Here is a 21,086-nt window from a genome sequence, read left to right as displayed (position 1 = left end):
GGGTTGGCCTCTTGCTCTCTCTTCTCCCCAGCGGGGAGAAGATGCCCAAAGGGCAGATGAGGGGGTGAGGAGCGACAGCGACGAATGTTCTGAACGCAAGTGAAGAACAGCAGACGCCGAGTTCGCCGCCCCCTCATCCGGCTGCCGCCACCTTCTCCCCGCTGGGGAGAAGGGTATCCACCGATGGCTCAACAGCCATCCAACCATTTCCTCCCGGCAGGGGCCGTCTTCCGCATCATGCGCCAGGCGGCCCCGTTCGGAGTATCGGAGGACCCATGAAGAGGATCCTGATGAGCGTCAGGGACGGCCGCGGTTTCGATATCGTACTGGTCGCTTTCCCGCTCGGTTTTCTGTTCCTGATGGCGGGGCTGCCGCTGATCTACAACGTCGTGATGAGCTTCCAGGAGGTCGACATGTTCAGCCTCGGGACCTTCTCGCGTCCCTTCGTCGGCTTCAAGAATTATACCGACCTCTTCGCGCAGCCGGAAACGCTGCCGATCCTCTACAACACCGTCATCTTCGTCGTTGGCTCCATCGCCGGCCAGTTCCTGATCGGCTTCGGCCTGGCGCTGTTCTTCTGGGTCAATTTTCCCGGCGCCTCATGGATGCGCGGCCTGTTCCTGGTATCCTGGGTGATGCCCGGCCTCGTCGTCGGCGCCATCTGGAACTGGATTCTCTCCGGCGATTTCGGCGTGCTGAACTTCATTCTCAAGGAAAGCGGCATCATCTCCGGCAACATCTTCTGGCGCTCGGACCCGCATTATTCGCTCTATGCCGTCATCATAGCCAATGTCTGGCTCGGCACCTCGTTCAACATGATCCTGCTGTCCGTCGGCCTTGCCGGCATCCCGGCCGATCTCTTTGAGGCGGCCGAACTCGACGGCGCCAATGTCTGGCAGCGCTTCTGGACGATCACGCTGCCGATGATGCGCTCGACCATCGGCGCCATCATCTCACTCGGCCTGATCTTCACGCTGCAGCAGTTCGATCTTTTCGCCGCGATTACATCGGGCGGGCCGAACAATTCGTCGAACGTCACGCAATACTGGGCCTGGGATCTCTCCTTCCGCCAATACGACTTCGCCAAGGGCGCGACGATCTCCGTCATCATGATCGTCTTCGTCATGTTCGCGTCCGTCGTCTATGTCCGGTCCACACGCCACGAGGTGCGCGGATGAATACGACGAACCGCGACCGGCTGATGCTCGCGATATCGATCGTCATGGCGGCGATCTATCTGTTCCCGCTCTACTGGATGTACATCACCGCGCTGAAAAGCGGCTCGGAGATGTTCGCGACGCCGCCGAGCTTCTGGCCGACCTCGCCGCAATGGGGCACCTATGCCGCGGTCTGGGAAAGCCGCGACATGGGCCGCTACCTCTGGAACTCACTGGTCATCGCTCTTGGTTCCGTGGCGCTGATCACCCTGCTCGGCGTCGGCTGCGCCTATGTGCTTGCCAGGTACCGCAACGTCTGGGTGGATATCGGCCTGTTCCTGATCCTGATGCTGCAGGTCCTGCCGGCCTCGCTGATGATCACGCCGATCTTCGTCGGCTTCTCGCAGATCGGCCTGCTTTCCACTCCGCGCCTTGCCGTCATCATCGCGGTCGCGGCAAAGAGCATGCCTTTCTTCGTCATCCTGGTGCGCGCCACCTTCATGAGCGTTCCCCAGGAGCTGGAGGAGGCGGCGCTCGTCGACGGCAATTCGCGCGTCGGCGCCTTCTTCAACATCGTGCTGCCGCTGGCCCGCAACGGCATCCTGGTCAGCGCCATCCTGATCTTCATGCAGGCCTTCGGCGAATTCGTCTATTCAAAGTCGATGATCCAGGCGGCCGAGCTTCAGCCGGCAAGCGTCGGTCTCAATTCCTTCATGGGGCCGAACACCAACGAGTGGAACAACATCATGGCCTACGCCACGATGTATGTGACGCCGATCCTTGCCATCTTCGTTCTCTTGCAGCGCCGCATCGTATCCGGCCTCACCTCTGGAGCCCTCAAATGACCACACAGATCGAGCTCAGAGGCGTCAACAAATACTACGGCGCCTTCCACGCCCTGAAGAATATCGACCTCTCGATCGCCAAGGGCACTTTCGTTGCGCTCGTCGGCCCGTCGGGCTGCGGCAAGTCCACGCTGCTGCGCTCGCTTGCCGGCCTCGAAAGCATTTCGTCGGGCGATCTCAGGATCGCCGGCGAGCTGATGAACGGCGTGCCGCCGCGCAAGCGCGACGTCGCCATGGTGTTCCAGTCCTATGCGCTCTATCCGCATATGACGGTCGAGGAGAACCTGACCTACAGTCTGCGCATCCGCGGCATCGCCAAGGCCGAGGCCAAGAAGGCCGCCGAGGACGTGGCGGCGACGACAGGTCTTTCCCATCTCCTGAAGCGCTATCCGCGCGAGCTTTCCGGCGGTCAGCGCCAGCGCGTCGCCATGAGCCGCGCCATCATCCGCCATCCCAAGGCCTTCCTGTTCGACGAGCCGCTGTCCAACCTCGATGCTGCGCTGCGCGTCCACATGCGCAAGGAAATCCGGTCGCTGCACGACCGGCTGCACGCCACCTTCGTCTACGTTACGCACGACCAGGTCGAAGCGATGACGATGGCCGACCATGTGGTTGTCATGCGCGACGGCATCATCGAACAGCAGGGCGCGCCGCTTGATCTCTACGACCGGCCGGCGAACCGGTTCGTTGCCGGCTTCATCGGTTCGCCGGCCATGAATTTCATCCCCGCGATCGCCGCGGAAGACGGAAAGAGCCTGATCCTGGATTTCGGCGCGGTGAAACGGACGCTTGCGATATCACGCGCCATCGAACCCGGGCGTAAGCTCATCGCTGGCATCCGGCCCGAACATATCGGCGTCGTCGAGCCCGGGCATGGCAGTTTCGATGTGCCGATCGCCTTCGTCGAATCGACCGGCTCCTCGACCTTCATCGTCGCGGCCACCCAGCCGGAGCTGACGATCGTCGAGACGCGCCGCGACAGGGTCAAAACTGGAGACATGATCGGACTGTCGGTCGATCCGGGCCAGGTCCATCTCTTCGACGCGTTAACGGATCACCTGATATAACCTCAGTCGAGCAGCCGGTCGGGCAGAGCAACCGTCGTCTGATCGTAGGAGACGTTGCCCGCCTCCTTGATCTTGCCGCGGGAAGCATGCCGCCGGGTCTCAAAGAACTGCAAACTGACGGTGCGTGCCGCGATCAGATCAGATCAGGCGCGGGCGATGAGTGTGTCGTGAATGTTACAATTTCATGACGCTTCTGGAATAAAAGCGAAGAAAGCCACGATCCGTTCAATGTCATGGAACTTTGAAAAAGTGGTCATCGCGCTGCAATAATCGCGGTTCAAACAGCCCCGCACAAGTGGGGGCTCCATGCGAAAGAAAAACGTTCTACTCATCGTCGTTGACCAATGGCGAGCCGATTTCGTTCCGCACGTTCTGCGTGCCGACGGGAAAATCGATTTCCTGAAGACACCCAATCTCGACCGGCTCTGTCGCGAGGGCGTGACCTTCAGGAACCACGTGACGACCTGCGTTCCCTGCGGCCCGGCCCGTGCGAGCCTGCTCACCGGCCTCTACCTGATGAACCATCGTGCCGTGCAGAACACGGTGCCGCTCGACCAACGCCATCTCAACCTCGGCAAGGCGTTGCGCGGCGTCGGCTACGATCCGGCGCTGATCGGCTATACGACGACGGTGCCGGATCCGCGCACCACTTCGCCGAACGATCCGCGCTTCAGGGTGCTTGGCGACCTGATGGATGGCTTCCATCCGGTCGGCGCCTTCGAGCCCAATATGGAGGGTTATTTCGGCTGGGTGGCACAGAACGGCTTCGATCTGCCGGAGCATCGCCCTGATATCTGGCTGCCAGAGGGCGAGGATGCCGTTGCCGGCGCCACCGACCGTCCGTCACGCATCCCGAAAGAATTTTCGGACTCGACCTTCTTCACCGAGCGGGCGCTGACCTATCTCAAGGGCCGTGACGGCAAGCCCTTCTTCCTGCATCTCGGTTATTATCGGCCGCATCCGCCCTTCGTCGCCTCTGCTCCCTATCATGCCATGTACCGGCCGGAAGACATGCCGGCGCCGATCCGCGCGGCCAACCCGGATATCGAAGCTGCACAACATCCACTGATGAAATTCTATGTCGACAGCATCCGCCGCGGCTCCTTCTTCCAGGGCGCCGAAGGGTCGGGCGCAACGCTCGACGAAGCGGAACTGCGCCAGATGCGCGCGACCTATTGCGGCCTCATCACCGAGGTCGACGATTGCCTTGGCCGGGTCTTTAGCTATCTCGACGAGACCGGACAGTGGGACGATACGCTGATCATCTTCACCAGCGACCACGGCGAGCAGCTCGGCGATCATCACCTGCTCGGCAAGATCGGCTACAACGATCCGAGCTTCCGCATTCCGCTCGTCATCAAGGACGCCGGCGAAAATGCGCGTGCCGGCGCGATCGAAAGCGGCTTCACCGAGAGCATCGACGTCATGCCGACCATACTCGACTGGCTCGGCGGAAAGATCCCGCACGCCTGTGACGGCCTGTCGCTGCTGCCCTTCCTGAGCGAGGGCCGACCGCAGGATTGGCGCACCGAATTGCACTACGAATACGACTTCCGCGACGTCTATTATTCCGAGCCGCAGAGTTTCCTCGGCCTCGGCATGAATGATTGCAGCCTCTGCGTCATCCAGGACGAGCGATACAAATACGTTCATTTCGCAGCGCTGCCGCCGCTGTTCTTCGATCTGCGGCACGATCCGAACGAATTCACCAATCTCGCCGACGATCCGGCCTATGCCGCGCTCGTGCGGGACTATGCGCAGAAGGCGCTCTCCTGGCGCCTGAAACATGCCGACAGAACCCTGACCCACTATCGCTCCGGTCCCGAGGGCCTGAGCGAACGCAGCCATTGATCCGAACCACCAGAGAACCCAAGGAGATATCCCATGGTTAGCTTCACCCGTCGCGGTGCTCTCGGCCTTGCCACCGGCGTCGCCAGCTCGCTGATCCTGCCGCGCTTTTCCATCGCCCAGGACGACAACCGTCCTTCGATCACCATCGCCGTCCAGAAGATCTCGAACTCGAACACGCTGGATACGCTGCGCGAACAGTCGAATGTCGGCCAGCGCATCTTCAATTCGTCGCTCTGGGAAAGCCTGATCGGCCTCGACTGGCTCGGCAACCTCTCGGCCGTTCCGTCGCTCGCTACCGAATGGCGCCGTATCGACGACAAGACCGTCGAGCTGAAACTGCGCCAGGGCGTCAAATTTCACAATGGCGACGAGATGACGGCCGAAGACGTCGCCTTCTCCTTCAGCAAGGAACGGATGTTCGGCGATACGCAGCCGAGCACCGGCAAGACGATCTTCGTCACCGAAAAGAACCCGCTCGGCCGCGAAAGCAAGGAACTGCCGGTCGAAATCCCGGCCGTCGCCCGCCGTATCTGGCCGGCCCTGCTCGGCATCGAAATCGTCGACAAATACACCGTCCGCTTCGTCAACGGTTCGCCTGACGTGACGATGGAAGGCCGCATCTCCGTTGCCGCCAGCGCCATCGCCAACCGCCGCAGCTGGGACGAAGCCAAGAGCTATCTCGACTGGGCTCGCGCGCCGATCACCACCGGTCCCTACCGCGTCGCCGAATTCAAGCCGGATACCTACCTGATCTACGAAGCGCATGACGAGTATTGGGGCGGCCGTCCTCCGGTGAAGCAGATCCGCTTCGTCGAAGTTCCGGAAGTCGCCTCGCGCGTCAACGGCCTGCTGTCCGGCGAATATCACCTCGCCAGCGACATCCCGCCGGACCAGATCGAAGGCATTGAAAAGAACGCTGCCTTCGAAGTCCAGGGCGGCATCATCACCAACCACCGTCTGACTGTGTTCGACAAGACCCATGCCCAGCTCGGCAACCCGCTGGTTCGCCGCGCCTTCACGCATGCCATCGACCGCCAGGCGATCGTGGACTCGCTCTGGGCAGGCCGCACCCGCGTTCCGGCCGGCCTGCAGTGGGACTTCTATGGCGACATGCTGGTCAAGGATTGGACCGTGCCGGAATACAATCCGGATCTCGCCCGCCAGCTCCTCAAGGAAGCCAACTACAAGGGCGACCCGATCCCGTATCGCCTGCTGAACAACTACTATACCAACCAGACCCCGACGGCGCAGATCCTCGTCGAAATGTGGGCGCAGGTCGGCCTCAACGTGCAGATCGAGATGAAGGAAAACTGGCAGCAGATCCTCGAAAAGACGCCGACGCGCGCCGTCCGCGACTGGTCGAACTCCGCAAGCTTCCCCGATCCCGTTTCCTCGATCGTCGCCCAGCACGGCCCGAACGGCCAGCAGCAGCAGGTCGGCGAATGGACCAACGCCGAAATGAACACGCTGTCGACCTTCCTCGAGACCAGCACCGATCGCGCCAAGCGTCATGACGCTTTCGCCCGCATGCTGCAGATCTGCGAGCGCGAAGACCCCGCCTATACCGTTCTCCACCAGAACGCCGTCTTCACCGCCAAGTCGAAGTCGATCAATTGGAAGGCCGCATCGGCCTTCGCCATGGACTTCCGCCAGGGCAACTGGTCCTGATCAAGACCTGACGACATCAGCGAGCCGGGGGAAACTCCGGCTCGCTGCCATTTGGTGCACCGGCTATCCGGAAACCAGGCAGGCCCGACAGGCACGAGCATGATGGCGAAAAGTGTGAGCGGTTTTCGGCATCATGCTCTCATTCGGATCTGGCGGCCGGCGGGAATGCAAGAAGGAGAGGCTGAAATGCCATTGGTCGAAATTTCCAATTTGAAGGTCGCTTTCAGCGGTATCGAAGTCCTGCACGGCGTCGATTTGGCGATCGAGAAGGGCGAGGCGGTGGGTCTCGTCGGCGAATCCGGCTGCGGCAAGTCGGTCACCTGGCTGGCGGCACTCGGGCTCCTGCCTGGAAAGGCTTCCGTCTCAGGCAGCGTGCGTCTCGGCAGCGATCAGCTGATCGGCGCGTCGCGCACGAAGCTCGAAAGCATTCGCGGCGGCCGCATCGCCATGATCTTCCAGGATCCGTCGAGCTCGCTCAACCCGGTCATCCGCGCCGGGCGCCAGATCGCCGAAGCCGTCGAACTGCACCGCGGCCTGACCGGCAGGGCCGCCCGCAACGAGGCCGTCCGCCTGATGGAAATGGTCGGCATTCCCGACGCGGTGCGCCGTTTCGACAATTTTCCGCATGAATTTTCCGGTGGCCAGAACCAGCGGTTGATGATCGCCATGGCGCTTGCCGGCAATCCGGATCTGCTGATCGCTGATGAGCCGACGACGGCGCTGGACGCGACGATCCAGGCGCAGATCCTCGATCTGCTGATTTCGATCCGCGAGGAAACTGGCATGGCGATCGTCTTCATCAGTCATGATCTCGGCGCGGTGTCGCAGATCTGCGAACGCGTCTGCGTCATGTATGCCGGCAACATCGTCGAGAAATGCCCGACGGAATCGTTGTTCCGGTCGCCGCACCATCCCTATACGCGCGGGCTATTCGATGCCATTCCGCGTATCGATGCCGGCCGCGACCGGCTGGTACCGATCCCCGGCACCGTGCCGCAGCCCGGCCGGATGCCCGGCGGCTGCGCCTTTGCGCCGCGTTGCGGCCATGCCTCGGAACTCTGTCATAACAAAGTACCGCCGCTCGTCGCAGTTGACGACGACCGTGCAACCGCCTGCTTCCATCCGCTCAGTGACGGCGCCACCGCATCGAAGCCGAACCTCATGCAGGCACAGCAGGGAGTGGCATGGGCATGAGCGAACCTCAGCTGATCGAAGCGAACGACCTCGTCAAGACCTATACGATGCGCCGCGGCGTCTTCGGAAAGCCGAGCCATGTCCGGGCGGTCGACGGCGTTTCGCTGTCGGTCGCGCCGAAGACGACGCTCGGCATCGTCGGCGAATCCGGCTCAGGAAAATCGACTATGGGCCGGCTGCTGCTCGGGCTCGAAGCTCCGACCGAAGGCAGCGTCCGCTTCGACGGGGAGGCGATGCCGGCACTCAGAACGCCGCGCTGGCGTAGCCTGAGGGCGCGCATGCAGCTCGTCTTCCAGGATCCGCTGGCAGCCCTTGACCGGCGCATTTCGATCGGCGCTCAGATCGGCGAACCGCTTGCCATCCATGCCGTCGGAAGCGAGGAGGAGCGGCGCGGACGTGTCGATGAACTGCTCGTCGCCGTCGGTCTTCGCCGCGATCAGGCGGAGCGTTATCCGCACGAGCTTTCGGGCGGCCAGCGCCAGCGCGTCGTCATTGCACGCGCCATCGCCACCAGTCCGGAGCTTCTGGTCTGCGACGAGCCGGTCTCGGCTCTCGACGTCTCGATCCAGGCGCAGGTGATCAACCTGTTGCGCGACCTGCAGGAAAAGCGCGGCATCGCCATGGCCTTCATCAGCCATGACCTGAAGGTCGTGCGCAACATCGCCGACCGCGTCGCGGTGATGTATCTCGGCCGGATCGTCGAGGAAGCCGCTTCGGAGGATATTTTCCGCAGCCCGTTGCATCCCTATACGCAAGCATTGGTCTCCAGCGTTCCGGTTCCCGGCACGGCGCTGCGCGACCGTATCATCCTGCAGGGAGAACCGCCGAACCCCGCTGCCCGGCCTGCCGGCTGCGCCTTTCATCCCCGCTGCGGCCATGCCGTCGAGCGCTGCCGCGTCGAGACGCCTGAATTCGTCACCATCGAGGCGGGTCGAAAAGCTGCCTGCCACCTCGTCACGTCCGCATCCGCGTCAACGCTCATGGAGAGCTGAGCCATGATCCGTTTCTTCCTCATAAGGGCGTTCCGCGCGCTGATGACCATCGTGCTGGTGGTGACTTTCGCGTTCGTCGTTCTGCGCCTTTCCGGCGACCCGGCCCTGACGATCATGGGTCCGGAAGCGCCGCCGGAAGCGATCCGCGCCTTCCGAGCCGCCTGGGGTCTCGATCAGCCGATCTGGGTGCAGTATCTGCGCTACTTCGGCGCGATCGCCCGCGGTGATCTCGGCATTTCGATGCGCGACGGCCAATCGGCAATCCAGCTCGTGCTCGACCGCATTCCGGCAACGCTGGAGCTGACGATCCCGGCCCTCATCCTTAAGCTGGCGATCGGCATTCCGGCTGGCGTCTACGCCGCCCTCCACCGCGACAGCTCGACCGACCGCGCCGTCATGGCGAGCGCGGTGGTCGGTTTCACCATGCCGAGCTTCGTGCTTGGCCTCGTGCTGGTGCTGGTCTTCTCCGTCACGCTCGGCCTACTGCCGTCGGGCGGCCAGGACAGCTGGATGCATGCCATTCTGCCGATTATCACCATGAGCATCGGCGGTGCCGGCATTCTTGCCCGCTTTGCCCGAAGCGCGATGATCGAGGTGCTTGGCCAGCCCTATATCCGTACGGCCAGCGCCAAAGGCACTGCCTGGCGAAACGTCATCTGGGGCCATGCGCTGCCGAATGCGGCGATCCCGATCGTGACGATCGCCGGCTTCATGGTCGGCACTCTGATCGCCGGTGCCGTCGTGGTGGAATCGCTGTTCTCCTGGCCGGGCGTCGGCCGGCTTCTCGTTGTCGCCGTCTCCAACCGCGATCTCGCAGTCGTCCAGTGCATCCTGCTGCTGGTGGCGGCGACCATGGTGTTTTCGAATTTCGTCGTCGACATCCTCTACGGCTATCTCGACCCACGTCTGCGCAGCAACCAGGCCAGGCATTAAGGAGCGGAACCATGACAAATATCTCTGCTCAACCGGCGACCGTCATCTACGAAGTGCGCGCGAAGAAGAAGCGCGGCGTGCCGGTTTTCGTGATCATCGGCTTCGCCTGGATCGCCGTCGTGATCCTGATCGCGCTGACGGCCGACTGGATCCGGCCCTACAATATCACGGCCTTCGACCTGAAGAACCGCCTGTCACTGCCCGGCAATGCCGCGCATTGGCTTGGAACCGACGAACTCGGCCGCGACGTTCTCTCCCGCCTCATCGTGTCGATCCGTATCTCGCTGCTGATCGCCTTCGGCGCAACCCTGATCTCTGCCTTCGTCGGTACGACGCTCGGCTTTCTCGCCGCTTATTTTCGTGGCGTCGTCGAGCAGCTCGTCGTCATGCTTGCCGATTTCCAGGCGGCCATGCCCTTCCTCATCATGGCACTTGCCGTGCTCGCCTTCTTCGGCAGTTCGCTGCCGCTGCTCATCTGCCTGATGGGCTTCTACGGCTGGGAACGCTATGCACGCATCGCCCGCGGCCTTGCCATCGCCGCCAGTGGCCAGGGTTATGCCGCCGCCGTCACGCAGCTCGGCGCCAAGCCGGCCCATGTCTATCTCAAGCATATCCTGCCGAACATCGCCTCGACGCTGATCGTCTCGATGACGCTGACTTTCCCTGAGATCATCCTGATGGAAAGCAGCCTTTCCTTCCTCGGCCTCGGCGTGCAGCCGCCGATGACCAGCCTCGGCAACATGGTCGGCTACGGGCGCGAATATCTGACCCGCGCGCCCTGGATCATGCTGGCGCCGTCCTTCGTCATCATGCTGACGACGCTGTCGATCAGCATCACCGGCGACTGGCTGCGCGACAAGCTCGACCCGACGATCGCCTGACTGCCCGCCGGTCGAGTTTCGATCGGCTGGCAAGAAAAACAGATCTCGTGCGTTCATCGCTGTTGACAACGGCGATCATTCGATATTGTCTTGTAAAGCGCTTTACTAAACCGCTTTACAATGGGCCCAGTCAATGGCCAGGGGAACGACGCCAAGTCTGAAGGATGTTGCCGCCGCGGCCAGCGTGTCGGTCACCACCGTGTCGCGTTTCGTCAACGGCAGCCTCGATCTTCCCTTTCAGACCAAGAAGCGCATCGAGGATGCGATCAAGACACTGAACTACCGGCCGAACCCGCATGCACGCCGGCTAAGCAGGGGGCGTTCGGACACGATCGGCCTCGTCGTGCCCGATATCGCCAATCCCTTCTTCGCGACGCTCGTCGCCGCCGTCGAGCAGGCGGCCGATGAAAAGAAGCTCGCGGTCTCATTGCACGCCACGCTCAACCGACCGGGGCGCGAGATCGAATATCTGCAGCTGATCGAGCGCAATCACGTCGACGGCCTGATCTTCGTCACCAACCACCCCGACGACGGCGCGCTTGCCGCGCTGATCAACGGCAGCGGCAAGGTCATCATCGTCGACGAGGACATTCCCGATTCAAAGGCGCCGAAGCTGTTCTGCGACAACGAGCAGGGCGGTCATCTCGCCGGCCGACATCTGGCCGAGCAGGGCCATCGCCACGTTCTCTTCATCGGCGGCGACGAGCGCATGATCAGCGCCCGCAGGCGTTATGACGGCCTGTTGAAAGCGCTGAGGGAGCGGCATGGCGGTGAGGCCCGGGCCGATCGTTATGCCGGCGAATATACGATCGAATACGGCCGTGCGGCGGCACTCGACTACCTCTCCGGAGACCGAAAAGCGACGGCGATTTTCGCCAGCTCCGACGAGATCGCCATCGGGCTGGTCGAGGTCTTCAGAAGCCGAGGCGTCTCGATCCCAGGCGACATCTCGGTCATCGGCTTCGACGATGTCGGTCCGCTTCATCTCTTTGCGCCGCCGCTGACGGCCATCCGCCAGCCGGTGCGCCAGATCGGAAGGCGGTCGCTGGAACTGCTTCTGGAAACCAATTGGCACGAGTGGAAACCATCCGCCTCGGAAGAACTCCTGCCTGTCGAAATCGTGGTGCGGAACTCCGTTGCGCCGCCTGCGAAATAATAATCAGCAACGTCAAAAACCAAAAGAGGATGAGAACATGACACTGAATTTGACAAGACGAACGATGATCGCAGCCGCCGGATTTACGGCATTGACCTTCATCGGCCTCACCGGCGCTCAGGCGCAGGAAAAGAAGACCGTCGCACTAGTGCAGATCAACCAGCAGGCGCTTTTCTTCAACCAGATGAATGAGGGCGCCCAGAAGGCGGCCGATGCCGCCGGCGTCAAGCTGGTGATCTTCAACGCCAACAACGAGACGACGGCGCAGAACAGCGCGATCGAAACCTATGTCCAGGAAAAGGTCTCCGGCCTTGCTGTCGTGGCGATCGACGTCAACGGCATCATGCCGGCGGTCAAGCAGGCGGCCGATGCCGGCATTCCTGTCGTCGCCATCGACGCCATCCTGCCCGATGGTCCGCAGAAGGCGCAGATCGGCGTGGACAATGCCGCGGCCGGCGCCGACATGGGCAAATACTTCCTCGACTACGTCAAGGCGAACATGGGCGGCAAAGCCAAGCTCGGCGTCGTCGGCGCGCTGAACTCGTTCATCCAGAACATCCGCCAGGACGGCTTCGAGAAGACCCTGAAAGGCGTCGACGGCATTGAAATGGCCGGCGTCGTCGACGGCCAGAATATCCAGGACAACGCCCTTGCGGCGGCTGAAAACCTGATCACCGCCAATCCTGACCTGACAGCGATCTACGCCACTGGCGAGCCGGCCCTGATGGGGGCGATCGCCGCCGTCCAGAGCCAGGGCAAGCAGGACAAAATCAAGGTGTTCGGCTGGGATCTGACTGCTGAAGCCATTGCCGGTATCGATGCCGGCTTCGTCGTCGCCGTCGTCCAGCAGGATCCGGCCGCAATGGGCGGTGCCGCCGTCGACGCGCTAGTGAAGGCCTCGGCCGGCGAGGCCGTCACCAAGACGATCTCGGTGCCGATCACTATCGTGACCAAGGAGAATGTCGAGCCGTACCGGGCCGTCTTCAAATGATCGGCAACGGACAGCATGATATCGCTGTCGCCGGTTCCGGAGGGGCAGCACCCTCCGGAACCGGAACATCCGGCAGCACCCGATCCGACCCGCGCATCTCACTGCGCGGCATCCGCAAGTCCTTCGGCTCGCACCAGGCGCTGCGCGGCGTCGATCTCGACATCTTCCCCGGCGAATGCCTGGGCCTCGTCGGCGATAACGCCGCCGGCAAGTCGACGCTGACCAAGATCATCTCGGGAACCTATATTCCCGATGCCGGCACGATCACCATGGAGGGGGAGGAGGTCCGTTTCTCCGGCCCCGCGGATGCGCGTGGGCGGAACATCGAAATGGTGTTTCAGGATCTCAGCCTCTGCGATCATATCGATGTCGTCGGCAATCTCTTTCTCGGCCGCGAACTCAGCCGCGGGCCGTTTCTCGACACCAGGACGATGCTGGCGGAAGCCCGCAAGATGCTGGATTCGCTTGAGATCCGCATACCGAGACTGACCGGCAAGGTCGCCCAGCTTTCCGGCGGGCAGCGCCAGGCGATCGCCATTGCGCGCGCCGCCTCCTTCAAGCCGAAGGTGCTGATCATGGACGAGCCGACATCAGCACTTGCCGTGGCCGAGGTCGAGGCGGTTCTGGCCCTGATCAACCGCGTCAAGGCTAACGGGGTCTCGGTGATCCTCATCACCCACCGGCTGCAGGATCTCTTCCGGGTCTGTGACCGCATTGCCGTGATGTACGAGGGCACGAAGGTGGCCGAACGGCAGATCGGCAGTACCAACCTCGAGGATCTCGTCAGGCTGATCGTCGGTGAAGGAGCCAGGCAATGACGGCTTATACGGAACGCGGCCACGGCTCGCGCGTCGCCGATTTCTTCGGTGAACACGCACAGGTCCTGTCGATCGCCATTTTCTTCCTCGCCTGCATGATCTTCTTCTCGATCGGCAGCGAAACCTTCTTCACGCTCGGCAACATCCTGAACATCGTGCGCCAGGCCGCCCCCATCCTGATCGTCGCCATCGCCATGACCTTCGTCATCATCACCGGCGGCATCGATCTGTCGGTTGGCTCGCAGGTCGCCCTCATCAATGCGGTCGCTGCGATCGTCATGGCGATGGGCGTCCCCTGGCCGTCGGTGGTCATCGGTATGCTCGTGCTCGGCGGCTTCATGGGGCTGGTTCAGGGCTGGTTTACCGCCTATCAAGGCATCCCGGCCTTCATCGTGACACTTGCCGGCCTCTCGATCCTGCGCGGTCTGGCGCTCTATCTGACCCAGGGCTATTCCATTCCGATCAAGGATGCGCCGGGTTTCTTCGCGCTCGGCCGGGGCGAAATCCTCAGCTTCCCGATCCCCGCGGTCATTGCCGTCGTCATCGCTATTCTCGGTTATGTCGTCATCACCGCGACCAAATATGGCCGGCAGGTCGTGGCGGTCGGCTCCAATGCAGAGGCGGCGCGGCGTGTCGGCATGCCCGCCAAATGGATCATCGCCTCGGTCTATATCATCTCCGGCGTCGCCTGCGCCGTCGCCGGCCTGCTGATCGCCGCTCGCCTCGGCTCCGGCTCGTCCAATGCCGCCGTCGGTTTCGAGCTGCAGGTGATCGCCGCCGTGGTGCTCGGCGGAACGTCGCTGATGGGCGGGCGCGGCACCATCCTCGGCACCGTATTGGGCACGCTGACCATCGCCGTCATCGGCAATGGCCTGATCCTGATGCACATATCGCCGTTCTTCACCCAGATCGTCACCGGCGCCATCATTCTCGTCGCCATCTGGCTGAACACGCGCATCTTCACGGCCAATTTCCATTTCCGGCTGGGCAGGAAAGGATGAGGCGATGAGCGAACAGACGATAGAGACTCTGTCCGAAGCGCATGTCCGCTCCGGCAAGGTGATGACCGTTACCGGCCCCGTTTCGGCGGATGCACTCGGCGTGACGCTGATGCACGAGCATATCCTCAACGACTGCCGCTGCTGGTGGCATGCGCCGAAGACGCCGGAGCGGCAATATCTCGCCGAAAGTTTCGTCTGCATGGAGATCCTTGGCGAACTCCGGCAGGACCCCTTCGTCAACAAGCACAATATCACCCTCGACGACGAACATCTGGCGGTGGCCGAGCTCAAGGACTTCGCCACGGCGGGCGGTCGCACCGTAGTCGAGCCGACCTGCAAGGGCATCGGCCGCGATCCGCTGGCGCTCCGGCGTATCTCCGAAGCCTCAGGCCTCAACATCGTGATGGGCGCGGGTTATTATCTCGGCTCCTCGCATCCTGAAGGCGTCACCGCGATGAGCATTGATGATATCGCGGGCGAAATCGTCCGCGAGGCGAGGGAGAGCGTCGACGGCACCGGCGTCAGGATCGGCCTGATCGGCGAAATCGGCGTCTCCTCGGATTTCACCGCCGAGGAGGAGAAGTCGCTACGCGGTGCGGCCCGGGCGCAGGTGCTGACTGGACTTCCGCTGATGGTGCATCTGCCGGGCTGGTTCCGTCTCGGCCACCGCGTGCTCGACGTGGTGGCGCAAGAGGGGGCGGATCTCCGCCACACCGTGCTTTGCCACATGAACCCGTCTCATGACGACATCGCCTATCAGAGCGAGTTGGCGGCGCGCGGCGCTTTCATCGAATACGACATGATCGGCATGGATTTCTTCTATGCCGACCAGCAGGTGCAGTGCCCGAGCGACGAGGAGGCCGCGCGCGCGATCGTTCGTCTCGTCGAGGCCGGTCATCTCGGCCGGATTTTGCTGTCACACGACGTCTTTCTGAAGATGATGCTGACGCACTACGGCGGCAACGGCTACGCCTATATCCTTCGCCATTTTCTTCCCCGTCTGGAGCGGCACGGCCTCGATAGGACGATTCTCGACGAGATGATGCGCAGCAATCCGCGCCGCGTCTTTCATGCCGGAGCGTAGCTCCATCAATTCAATCGATCACAGGTAAACTAGACCATGACCAAAAAAATCCTCCTTGTCGGCGAGAGCTGGGTCAGCTCGGCTACGCATTACAAAGGCTTCGACCAGTTCGGCAGCGTCACCTTCCATCTCGGCGCCGAACCGCTGGTCAAGGCGCTCGCCGGCAGCGCCTTCGAACTCACCTATATGCCGGCGCACGAGGCAGTGGAGAAATTCCCCTTCGATATGACAGGGCTCGACGCCTATGACGCCATCATTCTCTCCGATATCGGCGCCAACTCGCTGCTGCTGCCCCCAGATGTGTGGCTGCATTCGCGCACCGTGCCGAACCGGCTGAAGCTCCTGAAGGCCTGGGTGGAAAAGGGCGGCGGCCTGCTGATGGTCGGCGGCTACTTCTCCTTCCAGGGCATCGACGGCAAGGCTCGCTGGCGGCGCACCCCCGTCGAAGACACGCTGCCCGTCACCTGCCTGCCTTATGACGACCGCGTCGAAATTCCCGAGGGCACCGTTGCTGAGGTCGTGAAGCCGGAGCATCCGACGATGCAGGGTCTCGAAGGCGCCTGGCCGGTGCTTCTCGGCGTCAACGAGGTCGAAGTGCGAGACCGTGCCGATGTCGAGATCGTCGCGCGCCTGCCGGAGGATCAGGGCGGCCTTCCGCTGCTCGTCGTCGGCACGCACGGCACTGGGCGGACGGCAGCTTGGACGTCGGATATCGGCCCGCACTGGCTCTCGCCCGCTTTCTGCGAATGGGAAGGCTACGGCCGGCTCTGGAAGAACATCCTCGGCTGGCTCACCGAAAAGCAGGCGTGATTTCAGCGCGCGGCCGGAATTGGAAAGGGAATGACATGCAGGAAATTTCGGACAGGCCGTCCAACGCCATCAGGGATATCTTCGGCAGGGACAAGGTTCTGATCGGCATGATCCATTGCCCGGCCTTTCCGGGCGCGCCGCGCTACCGGGGGACTGCGATGGATGCGATTTACGACGCATGCATGCGCGACGCCGAAGCCTGCGTGGAAGGCGGCCTGCATGGGCTGATCATCGAAAATCACGGCGACGTGCCGTTTTCCAAGCCCGAGGATATCGGCCCCGAGACGACGGGTTTCATGTCCGTCGTCACCGACCGGATCGCGCGCGCCGCCGGCATTCCGCTTGGCGTCAACGTGCTGGCCAACGCGCCGATTCCAGCCTTCGCCATTGCCATGGCCGGTGGCGCCAAATTCATCCGCGTCAATCAATGGGCCAATGCCTATGTCGCCAATGAAGGCTTCATGGAGGGCAGGGCCGCCGAAGCCATGCGCTACCGCTCGCTGCTGAGAGCCGAGCACATCAAGGTCTTTGCCGACAGCCACGTCAAGCATGGCAGCCACGCCATCGTCGCCGACCGCTCGATCCAGGAGCTGACCCGCGACCTCGCCTTCTTCGATGCCGATGGCGTCATCGCCACTGGCCAGCGAACCGGCAATTCGGCAACGATGGAGGAAATCGAGGAGATCGGTGCGGCGACACACCTGCCGCTGCTCGTCGGCTCCGGCGTCAACAAGGACAATATCGTCGATATTCTCGCTCGCACCAACGGCGTCATCGTCGCCTCTTCGTTGAAGCATGGCGGCGTCTGGTGGAACCCGGTCGACATAGAGCGGGTGCGCGCCTTCCGGGCGGCGGCCGAACCGGGACTGGAGGGCTGAGCATGGCGGCAGAAAGCCTTTCAGACCGCATCCTGCGCGAGAACGACGCCGTCTTCCGGACGATGCTGAGTCACCGCTTCGTCGAGGACGTCAAGAACGACAGGCTGAGCAAGGCGGCTTTCGAACGTTATCTCGTCTATGAAGGCGCCTTCGTCGACAGCGCCATCTCGATCTTCGCCTATGCGGCGGCGACCGCCGGGACGATGGCGCAGAAGCGCTGGCTGATCGCGGTTCTCGATGCGCTTGCCAACGAGCAGATCGCCTATTTCGAGCGGACCTTTGCCAGCCGCGGCATCGATCCCTCGTCCTTCGACACCGGCATCGCCGAGGTCGAGGCCTTTCGCGCCGGCATGTTGGAGATCGCCCGCCAGGGCGGCTTCCTCGACACGGTTGCGGCGATGTTTGCGGCCGAATGGATGTACTGGACCTGGTCGAAGGAAGCGGCAACTCGTCCAATCAGCGATCCGCTCTTGAAGGAATGGGTCGACCTGCATGTCGATCCGAATTTCGCCGCCCAGGCGCAATGGCTGAAGAATGAACTCGACATCGCAGGAGAAACGCTGGAAGAGAATGAAAAGGCGCGGCTGAGCGCGATCTTCGGCCGGGCGATGCAGCTCGAGATCGATTTTCATGATGCGCCTTACCTTTAGCTTCAGCCTTGTGAAAGCGGATGCATGCGCGCCTACATAGTCGGCAATGTCGCCATTGACGAAACCATCGCGGTTTCCGAACTTCCCGTCACCGGCGCCTCCATCCTCGGCAATGCCGGGGGCAGCGATCTCGGTGGCAAGGGCACGAACCAGGCGGTCGTCATGGCCCGCTGCGGCGTTTCGACAACGCTGGTGGCGCCTGTCGGCAAGGATGCGAGGGCCGATACGATACGCCATTACCTCGCGGACGAGCCGCTTCGGAGCGAGCTGATCGAAATGGAAGATGCATCGAGCGACGTCTCGATCATCTTCCGGCTGCCAGGCGGCGAGAATGCCATCGTCACGACGACGGAATCGGCGCAGAGCCTCTCCCTGTCCGATGTCAGGCGGATCCTGTCGACGGCCGGTTCCGGCGATCTGATGATACTACAAGGCAACCTCTCCGACCGGACGACCCGCGACATTCTCGAGCATGCGAGAGCGATCGGCATGGTCACCGCTTTCAATCCCTCGCCGGTGCGCTCCTATTTCTCCGATCTCTGGGATCTGATCGACATCGCCTTCCTGAACAAGGGCGAGGCGCAGGCCCTGACGGGAACGACGGGCAGGGATGCTGCCGAATATCTGCTGAGCCGAGGCCTGCGTGAAATCGTGCTGACGCTGGGCGGCGACGGCGCGACGCTGGTGAACCGGCACGATAGCATCGAAGTGCCCGCCCAGGTCTGTGAGGTTGTGGATACAACGGGCGCAGGCGATACCTTCATGGCCGCAGCACTTGCATCCTGCGCGCTGCGTGGGCAGCGCCTGGACAGGCTAGCCATCGAACACGCAGTTGCAGCCGCAGCCATCACCGTCTCAAGACATGGAACAAGAAAGGCATTTCCGACCATTTCCGAGCTTGAAGCGATCCTCAGATAATCCGCTAGGCATGGGCGCGCTTCATAAAACCATCATCGGCCTCTGCGAAGGGATGGGCTCCTCGCGATTCACCCCGTCATATCAGCAGCATCCGGACTTTTCTCATGACATCTTCCCCGATTTCCGCGCGTCTTTCCCCGACCGCATCGTCCCGCCTCGTCGTGCTTGCCGAAACGGTATTGAAGGCGGGCGAAACTGCCCGCGGCTCCCTGCGGCGGCGCGCGTCCCAGGAAATGCTCGCCAAGGCGCCGCGCGATTATCAGACCGAAATCGATGTCGCCGTCGAGCGGATCATCGTCGACGAGATGACGAAGGCCTTCCCGGACTATGCCATCCAGGGCGAGGAAGCCGTCGGCAACCGCACGGCGGGTCCGGAAACGCCTGTTATCTACATCGACCCGATCGACGGCACGACCAATTACGCCTGGGGCATTCCGCATTTCGGCATGACGATCTCGATCGTCGAAAGCGGCAGGCTCGTCATGGGCGTCGTCTATGATGCCATGCAGGACGAGCTGTTCAGCGCCGAGATCGGTGGCGGCGCCTATCTGAACGGCGAGCGTATCCGCTGCGCCGATGTCGGCGACATTGAGAACGTACTTGTCGGCGCCGGTCTGCCGATCCCCGGCCAGGTCACGGCGGTTGCGGAAGAGACCTATTTCGAAGCCGTCAAACGCCTGATGGCGAATACGGCGGGTGTGCGCCGCCTCGGCTCGGCAGCCCTGTCGATCGCCTACGTCGCTTGCGGCCGCCTGGACGGATTCTTCGAAGACGGGCTCGCGATCCATGATTTCGGCGCCTCGGCGCTGATGGTCGAAGAGGCGGGCGGCATCGTCACCCGTTTTTCCGGCGCTAAGGTTGTCGGAAAGAGCGATATCCTGGCCGCCAGCAAGGCGCTGCATCCCTGGCTGCTGGAAGGCTTCCAGAGTAAGGCGTGAACGGGCGCATTCCGAGCGTCTAGAGCAATTCCAGGAAAAGTGCGAAGCGGTTTTCCCAGGCAAAGCGCGAAGCGGTTTTGCCGGGAATTGCGTCAAAACAAAAGGTTAGAGCGGTTCTGCGTTTCCATGAAAAGCTGAACCGCTCTAAACCCGCAGCAGCTCTTCGATCTCCACGTCGCCCTTTGCCGGCATCGACTGATGGACGAGCTCGTTGTCGCGGAAGACGAAAAAGCCGGCGAAACTCGGCTCGACCCTCATCCCGGCCCGGATCCGATCGTCCGGCGCCACCATTGCCTTCAGGCGGGTGCCGTCGGCAAGATCGATATCGACCATCTTGTGGGTGCCGAAATCGACGATGCGATGGACTGTCGCAGCATCGACCCGGCCCGAGGAACGGATCGTCAGCGCTTCCGGGCGGGCGGCCAGCGTCACCGGCCCATCCTCGACGGGAACCGCAAGCGGGAACAGCGGATGCTCGCAGACACCGTTCCTGGTGCGGCTCTGGACAAAATTCATCGAGCCGATGAAACCGGCGACGAAGGCGGTCTGAGGCTGCCGGTAGATGGTGCTCGGCGGCGCGATCTGTTCGGTGCCCCCGTCGCGCATGACGACGATGCGGTCGGCGAGCGCTAAGGCCTCATCCTGGCCATGGGTGACGAAGAGCGTGGTGATGCCGAGGCGCTGCTGGATATCGCGCACCTCCTCCCGCAGCCTTTCGCGTAAATGCTGGTCGAGGCTGGCGAAGGGCTCGTCGAGCAGAAGGATCTTCGGCTCGAGCACCAGCGAGCGGGCAAGCGCAACGCGCTGCTGCTGGCCGCCAGAGAGTTGCGTCGTCATCCGCCGCCCGTAATCGGCGAGGCCGACCAGGGCCAAAGCATCCTCGACACGCTGGCGGATCTCCACTTTCGGTAGCCGGCGGAGCTTCAGGCCGAAGGCGATGTTGTTGAAGACATCCATGTGCGTCCAGAGCGCATGGCTCTGGAATACCATGCCGGTCGGCCGTCGCTCGGGCGGCAGCGTCGTCACATTCTTCGCGTCGATGCGGATCGTTCCGCCGGTCGGGTGCTCGAAGCCGCCGATCATCCTGAGAAGCGTCGACTTGCCGGAACCGGATGGGCCGAGCAGGCATACGAGCTCGCCGTCGCCCACTTCGAGCGAGAAGTCGCGAACGGCAAAGGTGGTCCCGAACAGCTTCGAAACGCCCTCGATCGCCAGATGTGCCATTCTCAAACCCTTCCTTGAACTGGTACGCGC

20 protein-coding genes are annotated in these 21,086 nt (G+C 62.6%); 19 read left to right on the top strand and 1 reads right to left on the bottom strand.

The annotated features are described in order from the left end of the window. Window positions 1-275: 275 nt before the first annotated feature. The 19 genes from RL_RS27010 (at window position 276) to RL_RS26920 (ending at window position 19,832) form a co-directional block, all read left to right on the top strand. Window positions 276-1,178 carry a carbohydrate ABC transporter permease gene (locus RL_RS27010; RefSeq protein WP_011649753.1) on the top strand — a complete coding sequence of 301 codons (903 nt, stop codon included), beginning with the start codon at window positions 276-278 and terminating at the stop codon, window positions 1,176-1,178. Further along, window positions 1,175-2,002: a carbohydrate ABC transporter permease gene (locus RL_RS27005; RefSeq protein ID WP_003549270.1), complete on the top strand. Its 828-nt coding sequence runs from the start codon at window positions 1,175-1,177 to the stop codon at window positions 2,000-2,002. Before RL_RS27010 ends, RL_RS27005 begins: the two co-directional genes overlap by 4 nt. Further along, the gene (locus RL_RS27000; RefSeq protein WP_011649752.1) at window positions 1,999-3,069 is read left to right on the top strand and encodes an ABC transporter ATP-binding protein; all 1,071 of its coding nucleotides are present in this window, start codon (window positions 1,999-2,001) and stop codon (window positions 3,067-3,069) included. The genes RL_RS27005 and RL_RS27000 overlap by 4 nt, the downstream gene beginning before the upstream one ends. Window positions 3,070-3,375: 306 nt before the next feature. Beyond that, window positions 3,376-4,920 (top strand): phosphoric/sulfuric ester hydrolase PehA, encoded by a 1,545-nt coding sequence (gene pehA, locus RL_RS26995; protein WP_011649751.1) that lies wholly within the window; start codon window positions 3,376-3,378, stop codon window positions 4,918-4,920. A 33-nt stretch (window positions 4,921-4,953) separates the two neighbouring features. Further along, a complete protein-coding gene (locus RL_RS26990) occupies window positions 4,954-6,588 on the top strand; it encodes an ABC transporter substrate-binding protein (protein WP_011649750.1) in 1,635 nt (544 codons plus the stop codon). A 186-nt stretch (window positions 6,589-6,774) separates the two neighbouring features. After that, on the top strand, window positions 6,775-7,782 hold the full coding sequence (locus tag RL_RS26985) for an ABC transporter ATP-binding protein (protein WP_041936780.1): 1,008 nt from the start codon (window positions 6,775-6,777) through the stop codon (window positions 7,780-7,782). Then, window positions 7,773-8,774, top strand: a complete 1,002-nt coding sequence (locus RL_RS26980; protein WP_041936778.1) for an ABC transporter ATP-binding protein — start codon at window positions 7,773-7,775, stop codon at window positions 8,772-8,774. The genes RL_RS26985 and RL_RS26980 overlap by 10 nt, the downstream gene beginning before the upstream one ends. Before the next feature lie 3 nt (window positions 8,775-8,777). Continuing rightward, window positions 8,778-9,707, top strand: a complete 930-nt coding sequence (locus tag RL_RS26975) for an ABC transporter permease (protein WP_011649747.1) — start codon at window positions 8,778-8,780, stop codon at window positions 9,705-9,707. Window positions 9,708-9,718: 11 nt separating this feature from the next. Then, window positions 9,719-10,588, top strand: coding sequence for an ABC transporter permease (locus tag RL_RS26970; RefSeq protein WP_011649746.1), 870 nt, complete (start codon window positions 9,719-9,721; stop codon window positions 10,586-10,588). A 133-nt stretch (window positions 10,589-10,721) separates the two neighbouring features. Further along, a complete protein-coding gene (locus RL_RS26965) occupies window positions 10,722-11,744 on the top strand; it encodes a LacI family DNA-binding transcriptional regulator (RefSeq protein ID WP_011649745.1) in 1,023 nt (340 codons plus the stop codon). Window positions 11,745-11,781: 37 nt separating this feature from the next. Then, window positions 11,782-12,735, top strand: a complete 954-nt coding sequence (locus RL_RS26960; protein ID WP_011649744.1) for an ABC transporter substrate-binding protein — start codon at window positions 11,782-11,784, stop codon at window positions 12,733-12,735. Further along, on the top strand, window positions 12,732-13,553 hold the full coding sequence (locus RL_RS26955) for an ATP-binding cassette domain-containing protein (protein ID WP_011649743.1): 822 nt from the start codon (window positions 12,732-12,734) through the stop codon (window positions 13,551-13,553). The genes RL_RS26960 and RL_RS26955 overlap by 4 nt, the downstream gene beginning before the upstream one ends. After that, window positions 13,550-14,554 (top strand): ABC transporter permease, encoded by a 1,005-nt coding sequence (locus tag RL_RS26950; protein WP_011649742.1) that lies wholly within the window; start codon window positions 13,550-13,552, stop codon window positions 14,552-14,554. Before RL_RS26955 ends, RL_RS26950 begins: the two co-directional genes overlap by 4 nt. 4 nt (window positions 14,555-14,558) lie before the next feature. Then, a complete protein-coding gene (locus RL_RS26945; RefSeq protein WP_011649741.1) occupies window positions 14,559-15,638 on the top strand; it encodes a phosphotriesterase family protein in 1,080 nt (359 codons plus the stop codon). 36 nt (window positions 15,639-15,674) lie between these two features. After that, window positions 15,675-16,448: a glutamine amidotransferase gene (locus RL_RS26940; RefSeq protein ID WP_011649740.1), complete on the top strand. Its 774-nt coding sequence runs from the start codon at window positions 15,675-15,677 to the stop codon at window positions 16,446-16,448. Between the two features lie 35 nt (window positions 16,449-16,483). Continuing rightward, entirely contained in the window at window positions 16,484-17,326 is an 843-nt protein-coding gene (locus tag RL_RS26935) for a BtpA/SgcQ family protein (RefSeq protein ID WP_011649739.1), read from the top strand. Between the two features lie 2 nt (window positions 17,327-17,328). Beyond that, window positions 17,329-17,976 (top strand): TenA family protein, encoded by a 648-nt coding sequence (locus RL_RS26930; RefSeq protein WP_011649738.1) that lies wholly within the window; start codon window positions 17,329-17,331, stop codon window positions 17,974-17,976. A gap of 24 nt (window positions 17,977-18,000) precedes the next feature. Next, on the top strand, window positions 18,001-18,894 hold the full coding sequence (locus RL_RS26925; protein ID WP_011649737.1) for a ribokinase: 894 nt from the start codon (window positions 18,001-18,003) through the stop codon (window positions 18,892-18,894). Window positions 18,895-18,998: 104 nt separating this feature from the next. Next, window positions 18,999-19,832 (top strand): inositol monophosphatase family protein, encoded by an 834-nt coding sequence (locus tag RL_RS26920; protein ID WP_011649736.1) that lies wholly within the window; start codon window positions 18,999-19,001, stop codon window positions 19,830-19,832. Window positions 19,833-19,976: 144 nt separating this feature from the next. Here the strand turns inward: RL_RS26920 and RL_RS26915 are convergent, their stop codons facing one another. After that, window positions 19,977-21,056 carry an ABC transporter ATP-binding protein gene (locus RL_RS26915; protein WP_041936776.1) on the bottom strand — a complete coding sequence of 360 codons (1,080 nt, stop codon included), beginning with the start codon at window positions 21,054-21,056 and terminating at the stop codon, window positions 19,977-19,979. Window positions 21,057-21,086: the final 30 nt, after the last annotated feature.

It is taken from the genome of Rhizobium johnstonii 3841 (genome assembly GCF_000009265.1).
In the GTDB taxonomy this organism is placed as follows: domain Bacteria; phylum Pseudomonadota; class Alphaproteobacteria; order Rhizobiales; family Rhizobiaceae; genus Rhizobium; species Rhizobium acaciae.
This window is presented reverse-complemented; position numbering and strand designations above follow the sequence as displayed.

What these genes read in the sequence shown, in the direction of transcription:
- RL_RS27010 (WP_011649753.1), top strand. Translation starts at nt 276, where the DNA reads ATGAAGAGGATCCTGATGAGCGTCAGGGACGGCCGCGGTTTCGATATC.
- RL_RS27005 (WP_003549270.1), top strand. Translation starts at nt 1,175, where the DNA reads ATGAATACGACGAACCGCGACCGGCTGATGCTCGCGATATCGATCGTC.
- RL_RS27000 (WP_011649752.1), top strand. Translation starts at nt 1,999, where the DNA reads ATGACCACACAGATCGAGCTCAGAGGCGTCAACAAATACTACGGCGCC.
- pehA (WP_011649751.1), top strand. Translation starts at nt 3,376, where the DNA reads ATGCGAAAGAAAAACGTTCTACTCATCGTCGTTGACCAATGGCGAGCC.
- RL_RS26990 (WP_011649750.1), top strand. Translation starts at nt 4,954, where the DNA reads ATGGTTAGCTTCACCCGTCGCGGTGCTCTCGGCCTTGCCACCGGCGTC.
- RL_RS26985 (WP_041936780.1), top strand. Translation starts at nt 6,775, where the DNA reads ATGCCATTGGTCGAAATTTCCAATTTGAAGGTCGCTTTCAGCGGTATC.
- RL_RS26980 (WP_041936778.1), top strand. Translation starts at nt 7,773, where the DNA reads ATGGGCATGAGCGAACCTCAGCTGATCGAAGCGAACGACCTCGTCAAG.
- RL_RS26975 (WP_011649747.1), top strand. Translation starts at nt 8,778, where the DNA reads ATGATCCGTTTCTTCCTCATAAGGGCGTTCCGCGCGCTGATGACCATC.
- RL_RS26970 (WP_011649746.1), top strand. Translation starts at nt 9,719, where the DNA reads ATGACAAATATCTCTGCTCAACCGGCGACCGTCATCTACGAAGTGCGC.
- RL_RS26965 (WP_011649745.1), top strand. Translation starts at nt 10,722, where the DNA reads ATGGCCAGGGGAACGACGCCAAGTCTGAAGGATGTTGCCGCCGCGGCC.
- RL_RS26960 (WP_011649744.1), top strand. Translation starts at nt 11,782, where the DNA reads ATGACACTGAATTTGACAAGACGAACGATGATCGCAGCCGCCGGATTT.
- RL_RS26955 (WP_011649743.1), top strand. Translation starts at nt 12,732, where the DNA reads ATGATCGGCAACGGACAGCATGATATCGCTGTCGCCGGTTCCGGAGGG.
- RL_RS26950 (WP_011649742.1), top strand. Translation starts at nt 13,550, where the DNA reads ATGACGGCTTATACGGAACGCGGCCACGGCTCGCGCGTCGCCGATTTC.
- RL_RS26945 (WP_011649741.1), top strand. Translation starts at nt 14,559, where the DNA reads ATGAGCGAACAGACGATAGAGACTCTGTCCGAAGCGCATGTCCGCTCC.
- RL_RS26940 (WP_011649740.1), top strand. Translation starts at nt 15,675, where the DNA reads ATGACCAAAAAAATCCTCCTTGTCGGCGAGAGCTGGGTCAGCTCGGCT.
- RL_RS26935 (WP_011649739.1), top strand. Translation starts at nt 16,484, where the DNA reads ATGCAGGAAATTTCGGACAGGCCGTCCAACGCCATCAGGGATATCTTC.
- RL_RS26930 (WP_011649738.1), top strand. Translation starts at nt 17,329, where the DNA reads ATGGCGGCAGAAAGCCTTTCAGACCGCATCCTGCGCGAGAACGACGCC.
- RL_RS26925 (WP_011649737.1), top strand. Translation starts at nt 18,001, where the DNA reads ATGCGCGCCTACATAGTCGGCAATGTCGCCATTGACGAAACCATCGCG.
- RL_RS26920 (WP_011649736.1), top strand. Translation starts at nt 18,999, where the DNA reads ATGACATCTTCCCCGATTTCCGCGCGTCTTTCCCCGACCGCATCGTCC.
- RL_RS26915 (WP_041936776.1), bottom strand. Translation starts at nt 21,056, where the DNA reads ATGGCACATCTGGCGATCGAGGGCGTTTCGAAGCTGTTCGGGACCACC.